17 protein-coding genes are annotated in these 20,082 nt (G+C 40.2%); 14 read left to right on the forward strand and 3 right to left on the reverse strand.

Translation table 11 applies throughout. The features are described 5' to 3' along the window. Window positions 1–8: 8 nt before the first annotated feature. Window positions 9–557 (reverse strand): GbsR/MarR family transcriptional regulator, encoded by a 549-nt coding sequence (locus tag A9479_RS08605; RefSeq protein ID WP_013463314.1) that lies wholly within the window; start codon window positions 555–557, stop codon window positions 9–11. A 217-nt stretch (window positions 558–774) separates the two neighbouring features. Between A9479_RS08605 and adhP the strand changes: the two genes are divergently transcribed. Further along, the gene (adhP, locus tag A9479_RS08610) at window positions 775–1,785 is read left to right on the forward strand and encodes an alcohol dehydrogenase AdhP (RefSeq protein ID WP_013463315.1); all 1,011 of its coding nucleotides are present in this window, start codon (window positions 775–777) and stop codon (window positions 1,783–1,785) included. A 52-nt stretch (window positions 1,786–1,837) separates the two neighbouring features. Here adhP and A9479_RS08615 read toward each other — a convergent pair whose 3' ends face one another. Next, a complete protein-coding gene (locus tag A9479_RS08615) occupies window positions 1,838–4,258 on the reverse strand; it encodes a TonB-dependent siderophore receptor (RefSeq protein WP_064663202.1) in 2,421 nt (806 codons plus the stop codon). A gap of 294 nt (window positions 4,259–4,552) precedes the next feature. Beyond that, complete coding sequence (locus tag A9479_RS08620; protein ID WP_197487247.1) at window positions 4,553–5,824, reverse strand: amidohydrolase family protein; 1,272 nt, start codon at window positions 5,822–5,824, stop codon at window positions 4,553–4,555. Window positions 5,825–5,983: 159 nt separating this feature from the next. On the opposite strand from A9479_RS08620, the gene A9479_RS08625 reads away from it, so the two are divergent. From A9479_RS08625 to A9479_RS08685, 13 genes are all read left to right on the forward strand, one after another. Next, the gene (locus A9479_RS08625; RefSeq protein WP_064663204.1) at window positions 5,984–7,801 is read left to right on the forward strand and encodes a DUF885 family protein; all 1,818 of its coding nucleotides are present in this window, start codon (window positions 5,984–5,986) and stop codon (window positions 7,799–7,801) included. Between the two features lie 96 nt (window positions 7,802–7,897). Beyond that, complete coding sequence (locus tag A9479_RS08630) at window positions 7,898–8,410, forward strand: YcgN family cysteine cluster protein (RefSeq protein ID WP_033103149.1); 513 nt, start codon at window positions 7,898–7,900, stop codon at window positions 8,408–8,410. Beyond that, window positions 8,410–8,925, forward strand: coding sequence for an RNA methyltransferase (locus A9479_RS08635; RefSeq protein ID WP_064663205.1), 516 nt, complete (start codon window positions 8,410–8,412; stop codon window positions 8,923–8,925). The genes A9479_RS08630 and A9479_RS08635 overlap by 1 nt, the downstream gene beginning before the upstream one ends. Before the next feature lie 267 nt (window positions 8,926–9,192). After that, window positions 9,193–11,082 carry a methyl-accepting chemotaxis protein gene (locus A9479_RS08640; protein WP_064663206.1) on the forward strand — a complete coding sequence of 630 codons (1,890 nt, stop codon included), beginning with the start codon at window positions 9,193–9,195 and terminating at the stop codon, window positions 11,080–11,082. Further along, complete coding sequence (locus tag A9479_RS08645) at window positions 11,079–12,185, forward strand: GGDEF domain-containing protein (RefSeq protein WP_064663207.1); 1,107 nt, start codon at window positions 11,079–11,081, stop codon at window positions 12,183–12,185. Before A9479_RS08640 ends, A9479_RS08645 begins: the two co-directional genes overlap by 4 nt. After that, window positions 12,163–12,783, forward strand: a complete 621-nt coding sequence (locus tag A9479_RS08650; RefSeq protein WP_064663208.1) for a DsbA family protein — start codon at window positions 12,163–12,165, stop codon at window positions 12,781–12,783. Before A9479_RS08645 ends, A9479_RS08650 begins: the two co-directional genes overlap by 23 nt. A 224-nt stretch (window positions 12,784–13,007) precedes the next feature. Continuing rightward, on the forward strand, window positions 13,008–13,760 hold the full coding sequence (locus A9479_RS08655; protein WP_064663209.1) for a DUF3450 domain-containing protein: 753 nt from the start codon (window positions 13,008–13,010) through the stop codon (window positions 13,758–13,760). A 10-nt stretch (window positions 13,761–13,770) separates the two neighbouring features. Further along, window positions 13,771–15,138, forward strand: a complete 1,368-nt coding sequence (locus A9479_RS08660) for a MotA/TolQ/ExbB proton channel family protein (protein ID WP_064663210.1) — start codon at window positions 13,771–13,773, stop codon at window positions 15,136–15,138. Between the two features lie 3 nt (window positions 15,139–15,141). Beyond that, window positions 15,142–15,669, forward strand: coding sequence for a MotA/TolQ/ExbB proton channel family protein (locus tag A9479_RS08665; protein ID WP_064663211.1), 528 nt, complete (start codon window positions 15,142–15,144; stop codon window positions 15,667–15,669). Window positions 15,670–15,722: 53 nt separating this feature from the next. Next, window positions 15,723–16,133 (forward strand): biopolymer transporter ExbD, encoded by a 411-nt coding sequence (locus A9479_RS08670; protein ID WP_008111500.1) that lies wholly within the window; start codon window positions 15,723–15,725, stop codon window positions 16,131–16,133. 6 nt (window positions 16,134–16,139) lie between these two features. After that, on the forward strand, window positions 16,140–16,745 hold the full coding sequence (locus A9479_RS08675) for an energy transducer TonB (protein ID WP_064663212.1): 606 nt from the start codon (window positions 16,140–16,142) through the stop codon (window positions 16,743–16,745). Window positions 16,746–16,782: 37 nt separating this feature from the next. Next, a complete protein-coding gene (locus tag A9479_RS08680) occupies window positions 16,783–18,111 on the forward strand; it encodes a lipopolysaccharide assembly protein LapB (protein WP_064663213.1) in 1,329 nt (442 codons plus the stop codon). 314 nt (window positions 18,112–18,425) lie between these two features. Further along, window positions 18,426–20,027 (forward strand): hypothetical protein, encoded by a 1,602-nt coding sequence (locus tag A9479_RS08685; protein WP_064663214.1) that lies wholly within the window; start codon window positions 18,426–18,428, stop codon window positions 20,025–20,027. The last annotated feature ends 55 nt before the right edge of the window (window positions 20,028–20,082 follow it).

Below are 20,082 nucleotides of genomic sequence, written 5' to 3' on the forward strand. Positions count from 1 at the left end.
TTAATGGTTTACTGCTCTTTTTTGAATATTTTATCTTTAAGGTCAATGACTTTACCAATGCCTGATCCTAGCTTCATTAACTTGTTGAGCTGCTCAGGGGTTAAGCGTTGTAATTCTGACGACCATTTAGTCACTGTTTCAAGTAAGTTATGAATTTCGCCCATTTGTTTTTGTGCGTAGATTTCATCGTCGTTACTTGCTTCATCTAATAAATTATCTCTGAGTAAGCTAAGCGTAGGTTCTACTTCACGCTTTTTACGTTCTTCAAACACGCGATTAGCCATATCCCAAATATCGCCTGCAGGTGCATAGTATTCTTTTCTATCTCCTGGGATATGCATTACCTTGATCAGCTGCCAAGATTGTAATTCTTTAATTCCCATACTTACGTTACCGCGTGAAATACTCAGTGCATCTGCGATTTGGTTTGCCGTCATTGGATCTTTGGTAATAATAAGTAATCCGCACATTTGGCCGATTGTACGATTAAATCCCCAGCGGCTGCCCATCTCGCCACAATGCATTACAAAGGCAAAGTTTTTTTCTGATAATGTCATTGTTACAAGTTTCAAAAATAAATGAAATCTATGCTAGCACGCTGGTTAAGTATGGCAAGCGTTTAGCTTGGATAAAAAACCACGTTTTACGACTAATGATTGATATAGATTAATATTTAAGCATTTATAGTGGGTTATGTTGCGGGTATGCAACATGACATTGTTGTTTAACGCCTTTGTTAAATAGCATAAATTTTTTATAAACGATGGAATGACTATGAAAGCAGCAATAAATACAGAATATAAAGGCAAGTTAGAAATCACCGATTTACCAATCCCAGAGGTAGGTCCTAACGATGTGCTGGTTAAAATAGCCGCTTGTGGTGTATGTCACACCGATTTACATGCGTGTCATGGTGATTGGCCGGTAAAACCAAAAATGCCATTGGTACCAGGTCACGAAGGCGTGGGTGTAATAGAAAAACTAGGCAGTAATATTAAACATTTAGAAGTGGGCGACCGAGTGGGTGTACCTTGGTTGTATAGCGCCTGTGGCCATTGTGAATTTTGTTTAGATGGACGTGAAACCCTGTGTTTATCGCAACATAATACCGGTTACTCAATTGACGGTGGTTATGCAGAATATTGTTTAGCACATGGTGATTACATCATCAAAATACCGGAAGGATTAGGCTTTGCTGAAGCTGCCCCGTTATTCTGTGCCGGCGTAACAACGTATAAAGCATTAAAAGTATCAGATGCAAAACCGGGTCAATGGGTTGCTATTGTTGGTGTGGGCGGTTTAGGTCACTTAGCGGTGCAATATGCAAAAGCAATGGGCTTTAATGTTATTGCTGTAGATACAGGCAAAGAAAAAATGGCCCTAGCTAAAGAGTTAGGCGCTGATATTACGCTTGATTTTAAAGAAGTGGTGCCAAGTGAGGCTATTTTTGAGCAAGTAGGTGGGGCACACGCTGTTGTTTGTACCGCAGTATCAAAACCTGGGTTTGAACAAGCGTATAAAAGTGTTCGCCGTGGGGGCAAATGCGTATTAGTTGGCTTACCACCAGAAGATATGCCATTGCCAATTTTTGATACTGTGCTAAATGGTGTTTCAGTAGTAGGTTCTATTGTAGGTACACGTAAAGACCTTCAAGAATGCCTTGAATTTGCCGCACAAGGTAAAGTAAAAGCCATCATTGAAGAGAAAAAACTCGAAGATATTAATGAAATTTTCGATGACATGCTCAAAGGTGAAATTAACGGCCGTATAGTTGTTACAATCTAACTATACCAAAATATAGTGCGCACAAACCAACCTGGCTTGTGCGCATTGTATGCTATAGCGTATAACTAAAGCTTAACTTTGCATTTCTTTCCTCACCTGGCATACCGCCTAAAAACATGGCTTTAGAATAGTATTTTTTATTAAACAGGTTATTAATGTTTAATTGCATTTGCCAGTTGTCTGCTTTATAGCTAACTGCAGCATCATACACGGTATAAGCAGGGACGTAGCCGTTATCAATACCGAACGAGCTTGAGTTAGTACTGCGCTTATCAACAAACGTTAAGCCTGCGCTTAAATCTACTGCGTGAGGTAATTCAAATAACGCAGCAGAGTAAGTTACCCATGAGCTAGCAGTTACATAAGGCACGCCTTTTTGGCGAGTATCAAAGCTTGTGCTGTTTGGGTTAGTTTTATCTCTAGCATCTTGATAAACACCGTTGATGTTAACTTTCCATTGATCGTTCAAATACGCATTTAAGTCAATTTCTACGCCTTTGGTTTGTTCTTCACCATCAAAGAAACTTTCCACTACGTTTGGTGCAGACACGCCTGCTTCATAAAGTGGGTTGGCATATTCTAAATTAGTACGTGCACTTTCAAATACTACAATTGAAGCCAGTAATTGGTCATCAAACGCTTTAAAACGAAATCCTAAATCGTTACTAACAGATTCTGAGTCTTCTCTATCGGCTTCATTACCAGCAACAGAGCCAAGTACACTGTAGGCAGTACGACCTTTTGAGTGATTTAAAAATAAAGCCATGTCAGCGCTTAATTGATAAGTAGCCCCTAAATTGTACGTTAAACCGCTATCTGAGGTGTTTGCCTCTGGCGTTGGGTTTGCGCGGCTTTGACTATAACGTGGGTCAACACCAAAATGCTCGTAACTTTGTTTTATACGATTATGAGCAATCCCAATACGGGTTGTGATTTTATCGTTAATGTAGGCAACATGCTGAAGGCCTAAACCCCATGCCTGTACTTTTTTATTATAATCGCTGGTTTTAAGCGGATCGTAATCATTAAATTCACCCGTAGGCCAATTTGGCTGACGCATATCAAAAATATACGGCAGTGCGCCTTGGTAAATAACTTCACCGGCTTTGTTTTTAATGACCTTATCGGCATCGTAAATAGAATATTGTTTAAAACGAATATCACGATCTTCATAGTTGGCGTTAACCAGTAATTCGTTTTCTATGTTACCGAGCATAAAGTCATAACGTAAATCTAAAAAGTATTGCCATGATTTTTCATCCGCTTCTACTTGGCGGTACTCTTGGCGTCTGGCTGCAAAAGGGTATAACACGTCATCAACAACTAGCGGTGCGCGTGGGTCTTGATTGATCACGCCGTTACGTTTCCAGTAAACGTAGTTGTAAGCACCTGTTTGGCGGGCAAAACTTGAGGTGTAATTACGGTACTGTAGTTGTTGATTAACAAATAAATCATCACTAATGTAATAATTATGGGCTAATTTAAAACGCAGCTCTTCACCTTCGTTATCCTTTGCCATCGGTGATATTATGCCATTGGTGCCAAAGTTAAAGGGTGTTAAACCATCATTGCTTGCCAAAGAGTTAGCTAGTTCATTTCGTTGTGCTTCACTCAATTGTAAGCCACTTGCTGTAGGGTCATTCACTAAATCGGCGCCTGATACTTCACCTGCAGTTAAACCGTTGACCGATTCACTGTTAAAAATACGAATAGGGTGGCCGATAGAATCCACAGCAATGGCGTCCTTGATATAGGCTCCCGATAACACAAACGCATGTTGATCATTTAGTACATATTTTAAAGACGAATAAATTTCATCACGTTGTTCTTTTAAATCACGAAAGCCATCGCTAGAGGCGGTTTTTGCCATGACTCGATAAGCTAAGTCATCTGTTATTGCATTGGTGCTATCGAGTGCCAGTGAATAACTATCCCACTGACCAATATCCATTTCTAAGGTATGTTGTTCGTTAAACTGTGGCTTTTTTTCAATCAGGTTAATCACACCACCAGCACTGCCCATGCCGTATAAACCTGTTGCTGGGCCTTTTAATACTTCAATTGATTCAACATTGGTTAAAGAACGCGTTGGATTAAAGGTATTGCCTAATCCTGCACCACCGTACATGCCATCATAGGTATAATTAGCACCTAAACCACGAATTACTAAATTATCACCAATGCCATAGTTGTTACCGGCTTGCGTTAAACCACTTACATTTCGGATCACATCTTGTAAACTATCAATACCTTGCGATGCAATTAGCGCTTTATCAACAATGACCACGGGTGCAGGGGTTTCCATTAGTGACATATCAGATTTAGTGGCCAAACCTGAGCTCATTACCACTCGGTTTTGTTGCTCGTAAACACTAATACGTTCAATATCGGAATTAACTTGTGACCCGTTTGCCAATGCCAAGTGCGCGTTTAAGCACGCGAGTGTGAGTAGTGAGTAGTGAAACCTTTTCATAGAGTGATAACCATTCTCATTTGTTAATTTGCGTGAATGATAATGGTTATCATTTTAAAATAAAATAAAAAGTTCAAACTTTTTTACTTTAATGGGTGTGTTTGCTTGATAGTTATACAATGTGATTTAAAAACAATCACATTTAAAAATATTAACGTGGTATTGCAGTCGCTAGTTGGCTTTACCAAGAGAGAATTTAAAAAAAGTGTTGATGATTAAATGGGCAGTTTAGCTACATTAGCTAAAAAATTGTTAAGGTTGAGCTAAGCTCAACCTTATAAAGATGTATCGGGTTTACTGCTTGTAAACGACACCGGCTTTCATTACAAAAGGAATAAGCTCTAGTGTAGAAATATTTTTAAGTGGGTTAGCACTCACCGCTATAATATCAGCAGCAAAACCGGTTTTAATTTGCCCCAGTTGTGAATCTGCCTTTAATAATTTAGCACTATTAATGGTCGCGGCTTGAATAGCTTGTAATTCACTCATACCAAATTCAACCATTCGCGAGAACTGTTTCGCATTATCACCATGCGGATAAATAGCCGCATCTGTACCAAATACCATGTTAACCCCAGCTTCAACGGCGCGTTTAAAGCTGTCTCTTTGCTTTTTAGAAACAAGGCGTTCTTTATTTAGGTTCTCTTCATCTACCCCATTTTGCTCACCAAAGCTCAGTGTATACTCGGTATTATAAATATCCATAGAGAGCCAAGTACCGTGCTTTATAGCAAGCTCAATCGCTTCATCGTCTAAAAAGCTAGCATGCTCTACGCTGTCTACACCGGCTTTAATGGCTGTTTTAATACCGTTAGTGCCGTGTGCGTGAGCCGCAACAGGTAATTCTCGCATGTGCGCTTCATCCACAATGGCTTTCATTTCTTCAAATGCGTATTGTTGTATGCCCACCTTTGTGCCTTTAGAAAATACCCCACCAGTTGCACATAATTTAATTGCATTAGCGCCATATTTAATATTTTCACGTACTTTAATGCGAACAGCCCATGGGCCATCAGCAACCCCCGAGGCGGTATATTTCATTTCTGGAGGCAAACGATTATTGTCACAGTGTCCGCCAGTAATCCCCAAAGAAGGGCCTGCAGCCCAGATGCGAGGGCCAATAATATCACCTGCATTAATGCCGTCGCGAACCGCAATAACACTAAAGCCTTCTGCACCTAGGTTACGCACTGTGGTAAAGCCGGCTTCTAATGTTTTTTTAGCAAAGTAACTGGCTTTAATAGCCATACGCGGTACTGATTGGCCTATACGTTCACTGCGCGAAACGGTTGGATCGCTGGTTAAATGCACATGCATATCCATCAACCCCGGCATTACGGTGAGTTCAGGTAGGTTAATCAGTTCATCATTACTGGTAAGCGTAGGCTTTTTATTAAATTGAATTTGGCTTATTACACCCTCGTCAATCGCGATTAACGGATTAGCTTTTAGCTCTCCAGTTTTTACATCAAGCAAAGCTTTGGCCGATATATAGGTGGTTGCCAGTGTACTTGCGCTGGTTAAGCTCAGTAATGCGATTGATGTAGTTAGTAAATGTTTTTTTATTTTGATCATTTTTATTATTTAATTATTTAAATTTACCTGAATGTAGCAACCATTAGCTATTGAGTAAATTATTTAGCGACGAATCCCACTCACCGTAATTGCTTTATTTAAGCCATTTAAAACCGCATAATCAGCGGGTAAAAACTAACAAGGATCTTTATGAAAGTTATTAAAATAGCACTGGTTGCCAGTAGCGTTATGTTTGCCTTAAGTGGTTGTATGAGCACCAGCTCACAATTAAACACAAATCAGCCAGTCGCGCCTGTAATAAGCGAATTATCAGCACAGCAGCAATTAGATGTGCTCGTTGCCCAGTACTACGATGAGTCATTAACCTTTAATCCCTTAAGCGCCACTTATAACGGTCGCCATGAATTCGATGATCAATTCTTGCCGGTGATATCGCAGGCTAATCGTGATAAAAAAACTGCTTTTTATAAAAAATATCAACAACGTTTAACGCTAATCGATGAATCACAATTAACAGGGCAGGCGCTACTTAACTTTGAAGTATTATCGCGAGATTTAGCCCTGAAGCTTGAGGGCATGCAATATAAAGATTATTTGTTACCGATTAACCAAATGTCGGGAGCACATAATACCTTTGCTGGATTTGGTTCAGGGCAAAGTGCACAGCCCTTTAATACTGTTGCCGACTATGAGCAATTTATTAAACGTGCTGATGGTTTTGTGAAATGGTTAGCCAGTGTTGAACAATCAATGGCGCAAGGTGTTAAACAAGGCGTGGTATTGCCTATGCCATTGGCTAAAAAATTATTGCCTCAGTTTAAAGTGCACGTAGTAACTAACGCAGAAGATTCATTATTTTATTCACCAATAAAGGCCATGCCTGACTCATTTTCTAATGCACAAAAACAGCAACTCACTGAGCAGTATAAAACGCTTATTTTAGATAAATTAGTGCCCGCTTATCAGCGTATGAGTCAGTTTTTACTCAACGACTATATTCCTCATGCTCGCGATTCTGTTGGTTATGCTGATTTACCTAATGGTAAAGCGTGGTACGAATATCAAATCAAGAAAAACACCACGTTGAGTTTATCAGCAGATGAAATTCATGACATTGGCTTAAGTGAAGTGTCTCGAATTTTAAGTGAAATGAAAACGGTTAAAAATACCGTGGGATTTAAAGGTGATTTAGCATCGTTTTTTGATCATTTACGTGACTCAGATGAGTTTTATTATAAAACAGCCGATGAGTTAATTGCCGCCTATGAAGATATTAAACTAAAAATAGATGCGCGTTTACCGCGCTTGTTTAATATTGAGCCTAAAGCCCCTTACATTGTTAAAGCAGTAGAAGCGTATCGTGCGCAATCGGCAGCAGGGGCATCTTATGCAGGGCCTGCACCAGATGGTTCTCGTCCGGGTATCTTTTACATTAATGCTTACAACTTAAAAGCGCAGCCTAAATTTTTACTTGAAACGCTGTCTATTCATGAAGCAGCACCAGGTCATCACTTTCAAATTGCACTGCAACAAGAAGTGGAAAGCCTACCCGATTTTCGTAAATTTGGCGGCTACACTGTGTTTGCTGAGGGCTGGGCATTATACGCAGAGAGTCTTGGCAAAGAGCTTGGCTTATTTACCGACCCGTATATGTGGTATGGGCGTCTTAACGATGAGCAGCTAAGAGCTATGCGTTTAGTGCTTGATACAGGCTTTCATGTCAAAGGGTGGACACGTCAACAAGGCATTGACTACATGTTAGCAAACTCTTCAATGGCAAAAAGCGATGTTATTGCTGAGGTTGAGCGTTATATTGCATGGCCTGGGCAAGCATTATCGTACAAATTGGGTGAGTTTAAAATTAAAGAGCTCAGAGATTACGCCCACCAGCAGCTAGGTGAGCAATTTGATATTAAAGCCTTTCATACGCAAATATTAATAGATGGCGCATTGCCTATGCCTATCTTAGAGCAAAAAATTAAACGTTGGGTTAAATCTCAGCAGTAACATAATCGCGCAAAGTCATTATTTGAACAGGGATTGGCTTTGCGCGCTTTGCTGCAATACGTTAGAATGCGCGCTCTTAAAAGGCGCGAGAACACCATGTTTGATCAACAATTAGCAAAAACCCAATTTTGGCTTAGCAAAAGTCTCAATGAAATGAACCAGCAAGAATGGGAAGCCATTTGTGACGGATGCGGAAAGTGTTGTTTAAACACCTTTATTGACAGCGAAGACGAAGATGACTTTACCGCCACTGATCAGCTAAGAGAAGGTGAGCAACTTATATTTACCAATATTGTTTGCCAATACCTTGATAACACAACCTGTGGTTGTAGTGAATACGAAAACCGCCAAACCTTAGTGCCTTCTTGCGTTAAGCTTACCAAAGAAAACCTCAAAGACATTTTCTTTATGCCGCAAAGCTGCAGCTATCGCCGACTTCACGAAGGACGTGGATTAGCAACGTGGCATCCGTTACTTAATAACGGCGATAAAACTAAAATGCACGAGCTAAACATTTCTGTTAAAGATAAAACCGTAAAAGACTGTGACGTAAAGCTAGAAGATTTTGATTTGTATATAGCCGAGTGGCCAACCAAGGATTGCAATTAATGAGTAAATTACAAGCAAGTATTGGTTTAATTAATCCAAAAAGCCCGACCAACGTGGGGGGCGTATTACGCGCCGCAGGCTGTTATGACGCACAGCAGGTTTTTTTTACTGGTAACCGTTATCTAAACGCACAAAAATTTCATACCGATACTAAAAATGTAGTGCAACGTATTCCATTAACCGCCACTGATAATTTAGCATCAAGTAAACCTGAAGGTGCTAAAGTGGTGGTGATAGAGCTAATAGAAGGGGCGACTCCCTTGCCTGAGTTTACCCACCCTGAGAACGCATTTTATGTTTTCGGCCCAGAGGATGGTTCAGTGCCAAAAGACGTTTTAAAGTGGTGTGATGAAGTTGTTTATATTCCAACCATAGGCTGTATGAATTTAGCAGCAACCTGTAATGTTGTTCTTTATGACCGACTCGCCAAGCTTGGCGGTATTCAAAGTAGTGATGAAACCATTATCACTTCACGCGATACCAATAATAAAATGAAATGGCAAAAACAACCTTAAACATATTTTTTGTTTAAGGTTTATCCCTTGCTAAATGTAAATGAAAACATAATCTGTCGATGTCAGCTATTTAACTAATTTTAATCAGGTTAAATAGCGCTTTGTTACAATAAGAAAGCTTAATTTATCACCGCCCTAGACGTTACATATCTCAGTATTTATTATTATTTTTGTTCTTTAATTTCATTGAAATCATATTTGCTAAGACATTCAGTTAAAAATTTGTTAAAAAGACTCTGATAATAATGATTAATACTTAAGGTACTTATGTTTAGCTCGCTTAAATTCACCTCCAAAATCACCATTGCTGCATCATTAGTGTTAGTTTTAGTGCTAGGTGTTTTCACCATAAATAATTATTTTTCAATGCGGCATCAAACTCAAGAGCAGTTATCGCTAGTACTAGAGCAAAACTCTGAGTCTGTCTCTAAAAATATTGCAAGCTGGCTAAATAATAAATTAGCGATTGTGGTCTCTATCGCAAAAACATACCAAGATGACGATGCCAAGTCTTTAACGCTTTCGCAATTAAATACCGCTGAGCTTGCGGGGGATTTTAAAAATACCTACATAGGTAAATCATCAGGTACATTTATTTTAAATGATCAGAGTGTTGTACTCCCCAGCGATTTTGATGCGACAAGTCGCCCTTGGTATAAATTAGTAGAAAATAAAACAACAACGGCTTTTACAACGCCTTATATCGATGTAACGACCAACGAACTGACAATTTCAGCCGTTGCCCCTATTAATAGTAATGGTCAATTTAAAGGGGTAGCGGGGGCAGATATTGATATGCAAACCATCGCTGAAATTATTGGAGATATTGATTTTTTAGGACTCGGTTATGGTTTTTTACTTGATAATAAAGGGCAAATATTAAGTCACCCTGATAGTAAATTAAATTCAAAAACAGTCGCTGACTTAATTGGTAAAAGTGCATCGTTAGCAAGAGAATTCACCGAGTATCAAGTAGCAGGTGAAACCTCGCTGGTATCCTTTACTAAAATTCGTGGTATTGAAAACGTTGATTGGTATTTAGGTGTAGTAGTAAATAAAGATAAAGCGTATTCAAGTGTTTCTTCGTTTGGGCAAAAGGCAATTGTATTTTTAATTATTGGTATTTTAGTGATTGTTGCGTCACTGGAATTTTTACTGCGTTATTTGATGCGCCCTATGTATCGTCTCAATGATGCCATTAGAGATATAGCGCAGGGTGAGGGCGATTTAACCTGTCGGTTAAGCGTAGAAAACGATGACGAATTTGGTCAATTGAGCAATTCGTTTAATATTTTTATAGAAAAAATCCAAAATTCAATAATTCAGGTTAAATCTTCAACGCAGTTACTGGAAACGGCAGTTGCTAAATTGGTTACGCAGACAGACTCAACATTAACTATGTATGATGACCAAAGTGAGCGCACCAACAGTGTGGCGTCGGCAATTAATCAGTTTTCAGCTACCTCAACAGAAATTTCAACCAGCGCCAGTAATGCCTCGACGCTTGCCAAAGATGCAGATCAATACTGTGCTAAGAATCAACAGACCCTCACAAACAACGTTTCAAGTATTCATCAACTGTCACAAAATATAGAGCAAGCGCAAGAAACCATAAATAGTTTAGACTCGCATACCGCTAATATAGGAAATGTATTGGCAGTAATAAAAGGGGTGAGTGAGCAAACCAATCTGCTGGCTTTAAATGCGGCGATAGAAGCGGCACGTGCTGGTGAAGCGGGAAGAGGATTTGCGGTTGTCGCCGATGAAGTAAGGCAACTTGCACAGCGTACTCAGCAATCAACTCAAGAAATAGAAAACACCGTCATTGAATTACAAAAAGGTTCAAGCTCTGCCGTTGAGCTTATGAAAACCAGTTTAGAAGAAAGTGAAAAAAGTGTTCAGCAAGCGGATGCGGTTGGCGATGTAATGAAACAAATAATCAGCGCGATAAAGCAAATAACCGACGCCAATCATAGTGTCGCTAATGCTACGGATGAGCAAAATCAAGTGGTTAAGTCATTACATAGTGATATTCACGTTATCAGCGACTTATCGACTCAAGGCCAATCAAACCTAAATCTTACTTTGGAAGAGTGTACCAAACTTAAGCATCAATTTAGTGACTTAGAGCGCATGGTTAAAAAATTCAAAGTATGATCAGTAAAACAAAAATAAATAAGCCAAGCTGGCTCAATTTAATCAATATTGACAGCGTTTATAGCTTTGATAAACAACGCCAAGTATTTTCGTTATTTACCATGATAGCGATTGCCTTGGTGTTAATTACCTATTTAGTAATTGCCAATCATCAAGTGTATGCACCAATCCTTACTATTGCGTTAATTGTGGTTAACGTAACGATTGTAGGGTGTATTATTTATTTTATGAAAACAAAGCAGATTGATGCAATCGCCCTCATCACTTTAGTGATTGTATTTGTGATGTGCTTAGCTTTGGTATACACCGGCGGTAAAGAAAACACTGCTTTATATTGGCTAATGTTTTATCCCGTTGCTGTATTTGCCATACTGGGTGTGAAGTTTGGCGCCTGGTTAAGTAGTGCCATGTTATTGAGCTGTATTGTTATGTTGTATGGCCCTGATATGGGGCAAGTTATTTATGGTCAGGTAGAAAAGACCCGTTTTGTTGCTGCATTTTCGCTGGTGTTAGTGTTTTCGTTTATAGGTGAATATTTTCGTCACCGCAGTCATTTAGCAATTGCTGATATCACCTTAGAGCAAAAACAGCATGCTCATACCGATCAGCTTACCGGGGCGCCTAATCGTCGCTTTATTACCTCACATTTTTTAAAGCTCGCTGCTTCAAGGCCAGAACATTATTTGCCGCTGTCTATTTTACTCATTGATTTAGATAAGTTTAAACAATTAAACGACACCTACGGACATGATTTTGGTGATACGGTTTTAATTGAATTTACTAAGTTATTAGAGTCTCAGTTTCCTGCAACAGCGCTTAAAGCACGTTATGGCGGCGAAGAGTTTGTGGTTATTTTACCGCAACAAACAACCCTTGAAGCCAGCATTTTGGCCAACCGTTTTAGAGAATGTGTGCAAAACCATGTGATGCTAACCGACAAACATCAGCGAGTATCATTAACGTGTAGTATGGGTATTGCTCAGGCTAACAGTGTAGATGATTATAATAATGCGTTAAAGCAAGCGGATCAGTATTTATACAGCGCTAAGGCGCAAGGTAGAAATAAGGTGGTATCTGTACATGATCAACACGCCTCAGAGTAAATTAATATATGTACACGACCCTATGTGTAGCTGGTGCTGGGGTTATAAACCTACATGGTATGCGCTTGAGGCTGCCTTGGCAAACAAACTTCCCATTGAGTACAGAGTGGGTGGTTTAGCTGCAGATACTGACTTGCCAATGAGTCAGGATATGCAGTTGCAACTACAAGCCATATGGCAAAAAATTAGCAGCCAGTTAGGCACAGAGTTTAACTTTGATTTTTGGCGAGACTGCCAACCTCGCCGTTCTACCTATCCCTCTTGCAGGGCCGCTTTAATTGCCCGCAGCTTCAATAAAGAACCACAGATGATAGCGGCAATACAGCAGGCATATTATTTACAGGCACAAAACCCATCGGATGAAGCGGTTTTAATTAAACTGAGCGAAAAAATTGGTTTAGATCCCCGTTTATTTGCTCAACAGTTACACTCTAATGAGCTTAAGCGTCGCTTTTATGATGAGCTTAACTATGTTCGCAGTTTACCTATTCAAGGTTTTCCGTCGTTAGTATTAATACATAACAATCTCGCTTACCCTATTGCTATTAACTACACAGATTGGCGACAAACCCTGATTGAAATACAATCTTACTTGTAAACTTAATCCCACTATTTTCATCCCTGAATTGTAAAATAGGCCAATAAGGCTAATTTATTACCGTTGTCATAAAAGCGACTTTTTTACGCAACACGCTTGTCATTTTTAATCTATACACTTTCGCTCATTGAAACTATCTCGCTTTAAATTGTTTTTTTGTAAACAAGCTAAAGCGATTAATAAACACTAGCAAATCCGCTAATTAACGAGCAAAGGTGTATACGATGAAAGGCGTTAAACCATTAATTTTAGCTGGTATTGTAGCCGCAAGTGCAGCAGTCCACGCCAATGATTTAAACACGGTAATTGATAAAAGCAGCGAAATTAATAATTTAGCTGCGCAATCACAAACAAAAATAGACAAGATTGCAGATTCAATGCAAGGGCGTTTACAGCAATTTAAAACCCTAAATAAAGAAATAGATGGCCTAGCCGTTTATAACGCACAGCTTACCAAACAGTTAAATAATCAAATAGAAGAGATGGAGTCGATTAATTTATCGATGGATCAAGTATCGATAATTGAACGCCAAATAACCCCTTTAATGCTTCGTATGATCACCGGGCTTGAACAGTTTGTTGCCTTAGATGTGCCGTTTTTAAAGCAAGAGCGTAAGCAGCGCCTTGAATCATTAAATGCAATGATGGCGCGTGCTGATATTTCATCAAGTGAAAAATTTCGTCGTGTTTTAGAAGCTTACCAAGTTGAGGTTGACTACGGACGCACTATTGAGGCGTATACCGCATTGCTTGATATGGATAATAAAGAACGCGAAGTCGACTTCCTACGCATTGGTCGTTTAGAGCTAATTTACCTCACCCGCGATGGTAAACAAGCAGGTAGTTGGGATCAGCAGTCACAGTCGTTTGTTGCGCTACCAGATTCAACCATAAGCCAAATTAATAAAGGGCTTCGCATTGCTCGCAAACAACTTGCCCCCGATATGTTAACACTGCCAATTCACGCTGCAGAATAAGAGGTTTACCATGAAATTATTAACGAAAATGACAAAAATGGCCGTGTTTGCAGCCAGCTTAAGCTTTGTGGGCACCAGCATTGCCGCTGAGCCGATGAATTTAGATGCTTTATTAAAAACCTTAGAGCAGGGTAAATCAGCGCAATCAGAGCAAAATAAACAACGTGAACAAGAATTTGCAGCACGCCAAAATGAACAAGTGCAAATGCTTAAAAACACCCAAGCTAAACGTAACCAAATGCTTAGCGAGTCAGAGCGTTTAGAGACGCAATTTGAAGAAAATGAAATTAAATTGGCTAATCTAACTGATACCTTATCAAAGCGTATGGGTTCATTAAAAGAGCTATTTGGTGTGCTACAACAAGTTGCTGGTGATTCAAGCAATAAGTTTGCAACCTCTGTGGTATCGGCACAGTTACCTGGACGTAGTACTTTTATGGATGAATTGGCGCAAAAAATGGGTTCAACTTCAAAGCTTGCGTCTATTGAAGATATAGAAAAGGTTTGGTTTGAGCTACAACGCGAAATGACCGAACAAGGAAAAGTAAGCCGCTTCAGTACTGATGTAATTGTTGACGGTGGCAATAAAGTACAAAAAGAAGTGGTACGTGTGGGTGCATTTAACCTTATTAGTGACGGTCAGTACCTAGAGTATACACCGGCCACCAATACCATTAGCCAGCTTACTCGCCAACCAAGTAGCCGCTTTACTGCGACCGCGGCTGATTTGCAGCAAGCAAACACGGGTGTTGTACCGTTTGCGCTTGACCCAACAGGCGGCTCAATTTTAGGTTTGTTAGTACAAGCCCCTGATACCAGCGAGCAAGTTCATCAAGGTGGTGCGGTCGGTTACGTTATTTTAGGCGTTGGTTTATTAGCGTTATTAATTGCGCTAGAGCGTTTTGTATCGCTCATGCTGATGGGTGGAAAAATCCGTCGTCAATTAAAAGACGATACAGCCCGTGATGACAACCCGTTAGGGCGCGTCATGAAAGTGAAAGATCAATACCCAAATGTGGCCTACGACACGCTTGAACTTAAGTTAAGCGAAGCCATTTTACGCGAAATGCCAAAAATCACCCGTAATTTAACGCTTATTAAAATTATCTCTGTGGTAGCGCCATTACTTGGCTTGCTCGGTACGGTAACCGGGATGATTAATACCTTCCAAGCAATTACTTTATTTGGTACTGGCGACCCTAAACTAATGGCGGGCGGTATTTCACAAGCCCTGGTTACTACGGTATTAGGTCTTGTTGTTGCCATTCCAACGGTGTTTTTATACACCTTATTGAATACTCGCTCAAAAGGTTTACTGCTTATTTTACAAGAACAAAGTGCAGGTATTATTGCCGAGCGAAGCGAGAAAGGAGCCTAAACCATGGTGCTATTGATTGATTCAATCAATGCTATCCGTGATTTTCTCGACACGGGTGGCCAAGTGCTCTTGGTCATTGCCGTGTTAATTTTCGCGATGTGGTTATTGATACTCGAGCGATTTATGTACTTTTTTAATGGCTATCGGGACTACAAAAAAGACGTTAAAAACACCTGGAAAACGCGCAGTGAACGCAACAGCTGGAACGCAGAGCAAATACGCCAAGCCATGGTGTCACGTGCTAGTATGCGATTAAACGCAAACTTACCGCTGATTAATGTGATGGTAGCGCTGTGTCCACTATTAGGATTGCTTGGCACAGTTACAGGGATGATAGAAGTCTTTGATGTAATGGCCATTACAGGTACAGGCAGTGCACGCTCTATGGCATCGGGTGTGTCAAAAGCAACCATACCGACAATGGCAGGAATGGTCGGTGCGTTATCTGGGGTGTTTGCCTCAACCTATTTACAACGAAAAGCAAAGCGTGAAGTTGAATTGTTGCAAGACACTATGGTGTTAGACCACTAAATAATTATTGAAAAGCGGTGAACATAATCACCGCTTATTCTAGGAGAAATAACATGAGAGCCCCATTAGGTAATTTATTCCAAGAAGACGAAGCAGAAGAAATAAACATGACCCCTATGCTGGATGTTGTATTTATTATGCTTATTTTCTTTATCGTGACAGCCTCGTTTGTTAAAGAAGCGGGTATTGATGTAAACCGCCCAGAAGCGGCAACCGCAGTTAAAAAAGAGCGGGCTAACATATTAGTGGCCATTTCAGATCAAGGCGAAATTTGGATCAATAAACGTCAAATTGATGTACGCGCTGTACAAGCCAACATTGAGCGCTTAAAAGCTGAAAATCCACAAGGCAGTGTAGTTATTCAGGCCGATAAAAAAGCCACCACAGAAACCTTGATAAAAGTCATGGATGCCTCGCGTGCAGCGGGTGTATTTGATGTTTCAATAGCGGCTCAAGAAGGGTAACGAGTGATGCGTTATGTACTTGCGTTAATTATAGCGGGTGTGGTGACCTTTATGCTGTTTTTAGGTATGCAGGCATTGATCACCGGTGGTAAAGGCGCCATGACGGAGCCTGCCAAAGGGAATGTGTTAGATTTTGTCCGTTTGAAAAAAGAAGAAACGGTACAAAAAAAGGAGCGTAAACCACAAAAGCCACCAACACCTAAAGAGCCACCACCGCCAATGGAATCGCCACAAATGCAAAGTAGCGATAACAACGCAGCCAGCAACAACTTTGATTTTGCTGCCAATGTTGATGCGGATGTAAATCTAGCGGGTGGATTAGCGTTAGAAACCAGTGATGGTGAGTATTTACCCATAGTAAAAGTGGCACCAGTATACCCAAGGCGTGCGTTATCGCGTGGTATTGAAGGGTATGTCATTGTTGAATTTACAGTGACAAAGCAAGGCACAGTGAAAGACCCGCAAGTTATTATGGCCGAGCCAGAGTCATTGTTTGACAGAGCAGCGATGGATGCGGCCCTTAAGTTTAAATATAAACCGCGCGTGGTTAATGGTGAAGCCGTTGAAGTAGCCGGTGTGCAAAATAAAATTTCTTTTCAAATTAATGGTTAATTCTGTTGAGTGAGCAAAGAATGAAAGTGAGGCAATTATGAAATTAAAACTAACAACCAAGCTATTAAAGCTAAGTATGCTGTGCACTGTTGCAATCAGTGCCAGTATTGTTACACCAAGTGCATTAAGTGTACTTCCGGGTGTAAATTTGGCGACAGTACAGGCCGCTGAACAGCAAAAAACAACACGAGTACCCGCACTTCGTGAAAAAGTATACAGCCAATTGGCTCGCGCCCAAAAACTTGCGGATGATGGCGACAGTAAAGCGGGTTTGGCTGCGCTTGACAGCATAAAAGCGCGCTCATCAAGTATGAATTCTTATGAAATTGCGATGATGCATAACTTTTATGGGTTTATTTATTACAATGAAAATGACCTTGTAAAAGCGATTGCCTCATTTGAAAAAGTGATTGCCGAAGATGGCATTCCAGAAACGCTTCGCTTGAGCACGACATTTAGCCTAGCGCAGCTTGCTATGGCTAACAGTGACTATAAAAAGGTGATTGCATTTTTAGACAAATGGGGCGCCATAAACACTAAGCCTAAAACCGACGCCTATTATTTATTAAGGGCGCAAACCTACTATCAATTAAAAGACTATGAGCAAGGCCTGAGTTACATTACCCAAGCCATTAACTTAAGTGATAGCGAAGGCAAAATACCCAAAGAAAACTGGCTGGTACTGCAACGCGCTATGTATTACTCACTTAACCAAACCGATAAAGTAGTGAGCGTACTTGAGCGTATGGTAAAGCTTTACAATAAACCTGAGTATTGGGTCCAATTAGCCGGTATGTACGGTGAGACAGGTCAAGAAAAACAGCAGCTTAGTGTTTTAGAGGCGGCTTACCAACAAGGATTTTTAACCTCTAAATCTGACTTAAGGCAGCTTGCGCAGGTATATTTATATAATCAGCTTGCTTATAAAGCAGCCAGTGTAATGAGTAAAGCAATAGAGCAGGGGATTGCTGAACCAACTGCTAAAAATTATGCCTTTGTAGCCGAGGCCATGGTACAAGCTAAAGAAGATGCTAAGTCGATTAGTTACTTTACCAAAGCTGCAGAGCGTTCAGAGCATGGTAAATACGATCAGCGCTTGGCTGAAGTGTATGTAAACACAGAGCAGTATGACGAAGCTGCCGATGCAGCGCGAATGGCACTGGATAAAGGCGGCCTTGATTTTGAATCAAATGCGTTTGTTGCTTTAGGGATGGCGCAATACAATTTACAAAATTTTGATGCGTCTATCCTTGCGTTTGAACAAGCCGAAAAGCACAAAAAGTCGCAACGTTTAGCCCAGCAATGGATCAAATATGTAAAACGCGAAAAAATGCATGCGCAAACATTAAAAACAGCACTGCTTTAATTTTTATAGTGCGATTATTAGTTCTTAATTGACGCACTAAAAACCATTTCATAATTGCACTACTCAAACCACACTAACATTCGGTTAGTGTGGTTTTTTTGCTTGCATTTTTAAAATAACTAATTGATTTTTAATTAATTAACATTGTCATTTTATGTTTATTAAAGTGTAACTTCATTGTCATATCACTCCCGTATTGTACTTCGTATTCGATAACTCAAGTGACCTTAATGCATGAGTATCGTGCCTTAAAGTGACTTAAGTTATTACTTAATGCGCTAACACAATAATTAAATACTTTTACGGAGTGAACAATGAAATTATCTGGCTTATTCAAAATCAGCTTAGTGGCTACAGCAATGACACTTGCTGGTTGTGGTGGTGATATAGAAATTACACCAACCGTTAATGATAACAGCACCAGTACAGACAACAGTGTTAATAATTCTAATAACAACACCGGTTCAACAACTGATCATGAGGCTGTATGTGCAAGCTATGAATCAGATGCAGGCACGGTAACAGGTGTGGTCAGTGGTATAGATTGCTTATACAACGATTCATTTTCAAGTAAAACTATTTCAATTACTAACAACATTACATTTAAAGAGTTACCTGGCGGTGGTGTACATGTATTTGCTGATGCCCTGCAAATTGGTGAAGATGGCAACACAGTTGATGGCTTTTCTATTCCAACTAATGGCCCAACTATGACTGTAGAGCCTGGCGCAACGCTTGCGTTTCAATCAGGTGAAGCGATTTTACGTATTGCACGTGGTGCAAAAATTCAAGCCGTGGGTACAGCAGAAAAGCCAGTAGTATTTACCTCAGCTAATGCCTTTGACCGTTTTGATACAGCTGGTGAAGGTGCACGTTATGCTGACTGGGGTGGCATTATCATTAATGGTCAAGGTATTACTGACCAATGTACAGATGCAGAGCGTGATGGCGGTACATGTAACGTAGCCTCTGAAGGTATAACAAGCTACTTTGGTGGTAACGATAATAGCGATTCAAGCGGTAATATTAAATGGGCTAAAGTATGGTATGCAGGCTCTGGCCCTCGCGTAGGTGGTGAAGGCGATGATTTAAATTCATTAACACTTAATGCTGTTGGTTCAGGCTCTGAGTTTGATTACATTCATATTCACCAAGGCTTTGATGACGGTATTGAAATCTTTGGTGGTGCAACCACGCTTAAGCATATTGCAGTGACTGATACTCAAGATGATTCGTTTGACTTTGATGCCGGTTGGCAAGGTAAGGCGCAGTACTTATTTGTTCAACACGGTACGGTAACGCTTAACGATGGTTCTGTGGTTAATATGGGTAATAATGGTTTTGAGTCTGACGGCGTTAAAGGTTCATCTTCTGCTCAAGTGTCACCTTCAAACCCGATGGTTGCTAATGTGACTGTGATTACTACTGATGGCAATTCAGTTCGTGATGATGACCCTTCACAAGCCTACAAGTTTGATGATCAATTTAATTCAAGCATTTATAACGCGTTAATTGTTAAGAAAAACGCAGTTAATACACAATGTATCGAATTCTCGGGTGATGGTGAAAAGCAAGCCGATAACATTTCTTTTACTAGCTCAGTAATGGCATGTTCAAATAATTTCGCTAATACAGATACCTTTGCTGGTGGTCCGCTTGCAGGACAAACTAAAACAGCATGGTTTGAAAATGGCGGTGCGAGTGAAATTTTAACAGATGATGTCTCTGTACTTGCTGCTAATGGTTTTGCTACTAATACGGCTTCTACAGATGTGAGCGTTACAGCCACTGATTTAAGTACAAAAGATTCGTTCTTTGAATCGGTAAATTACATCGGTGCCGTATCGGACCAGGATACAACGTCAAATTGGTATAAATGGGTTGAAGCAGCAGTAGCCGCGGCTAACGCAGACTAATTTAGCACTATTTATAAACTTCTGAAGGCGCCTTGGAGCTTGCATAATAAGCGTT

This window comes from Pseudoalteromonas sp. MQS005 (genome assembly GCF_001661605.1).
GTDB classification, from domain to species: domain Bacteria; phylum Pseudomonadota; class Gammaproteobacteria; order Enterobacterales; family Alteromonadaceae; genus Pseudoalteromonas; species Pseudoalteromonas tetraodonis.

Coding starts and splice junctions, on each gene's coding strand:
- A9479_RS08605 (WP_013463314.1), bottom strand. CDS start 557: ATGACATTATCAGAAAAAAACTTTGCCTTTGTAATGCATTGTGGCGAG.
- A9479_RS08670 (WP_008111500.1), top strand. CDS start 15,723: ATGAGAGCCCCATTAGGTAATTTATTCCAAGAAGACGAAGCAGAAGAA.
- A9479_RS08660 (WP_064663210.1), top strand. CDS start 13,771: ATGAAATTATTAACGAAAATGACAAAAATGGCCGTGTTTGCAGCCAGC.
- A9479_RS08685 (WP_064663214.1), top strand. CDS start 18,426: ATGAAATTATCTGGCTTATTCAAAATCAGCTTAGTGGCTACAGCAATG.
- A9479_RS08645 (WP_064663207.1), top strand. CDS start 11,079: ATGATCAGTAAAACAAAAATAAATAAGCCAAGCTGGCTCAATTTAATC.
- A9479_RS08665 (WP_064663211.1), top strand. CDS start 15,142: ATGGTGCTATTGATTGATTCAATCAATGCTATCCGTGATTTTCTCGAC.
- A9479_RS08615 (WP_064663202.1), bottom strand. CDS start 4,258: ATGAAAAGGTTTCACTACTCACTACTCACACTCGCGTGCTTAAACGCG.
- A9479_RS08635 (WP_064663205.1), top strand. CDS start 8,410: ATGAGTAAATTACAAGCAAGTATTGGTTTAATTAATCCAAAAAGCCCG.
- A9479_RS08680 (WP_064663213.1), top strand. CDS start 16,783: ATGAAATTAAAACTAACAACCAAGCTATTAAAGCTAAGTATGCTGTGC.
- adhP (WP_013463315.1), top strand. CDS start 775: ATGAAAGCAGCAATAAATACAGAATATAAAGGCAAGTTAGAAATCACC.
- A9479_RS08640 (WP_064663206.1), top strand. CDS start 9,193: ATGTTTAGCTCGCTTAAATTCACCTCCAAAATCACCATTGCTGCATCA.
- A9479_RS08650 (WP_064663208.1), top strand. CDS start 12,163: ATGATCAACACGCCTCAGAGTAAATTAATATATGTACACGACCCTATG.
- A9479_RS08655 (WP_064663209.1), top strand. CDS start 13,008: ATGAAAGGCGTTAAACCATTAATTTTAGCTGGTATTGTAGCCGCAAGT.
- A9479_RS08675 (WP_064663212.1), top strand. CDS start 16,140: ATGCGTTATGTACTTGCGTTAATTATAGCGGGTGTGGTGACCTTTATG.
- A9479_RS08630 (WP_033103149.1), top strand. CDS start 7,898: ATGTTTGATCAACAATTAGCAAAAACCCAATTTTGGCTTAGCAAAAGT.
- A9479_RS08625 (WP_064663204.1), top strand. CDS start 5,984: ATGAAAGTTATTAAAATAGCACTGGTTGCCAGTAGCGTTATGTTTGCC.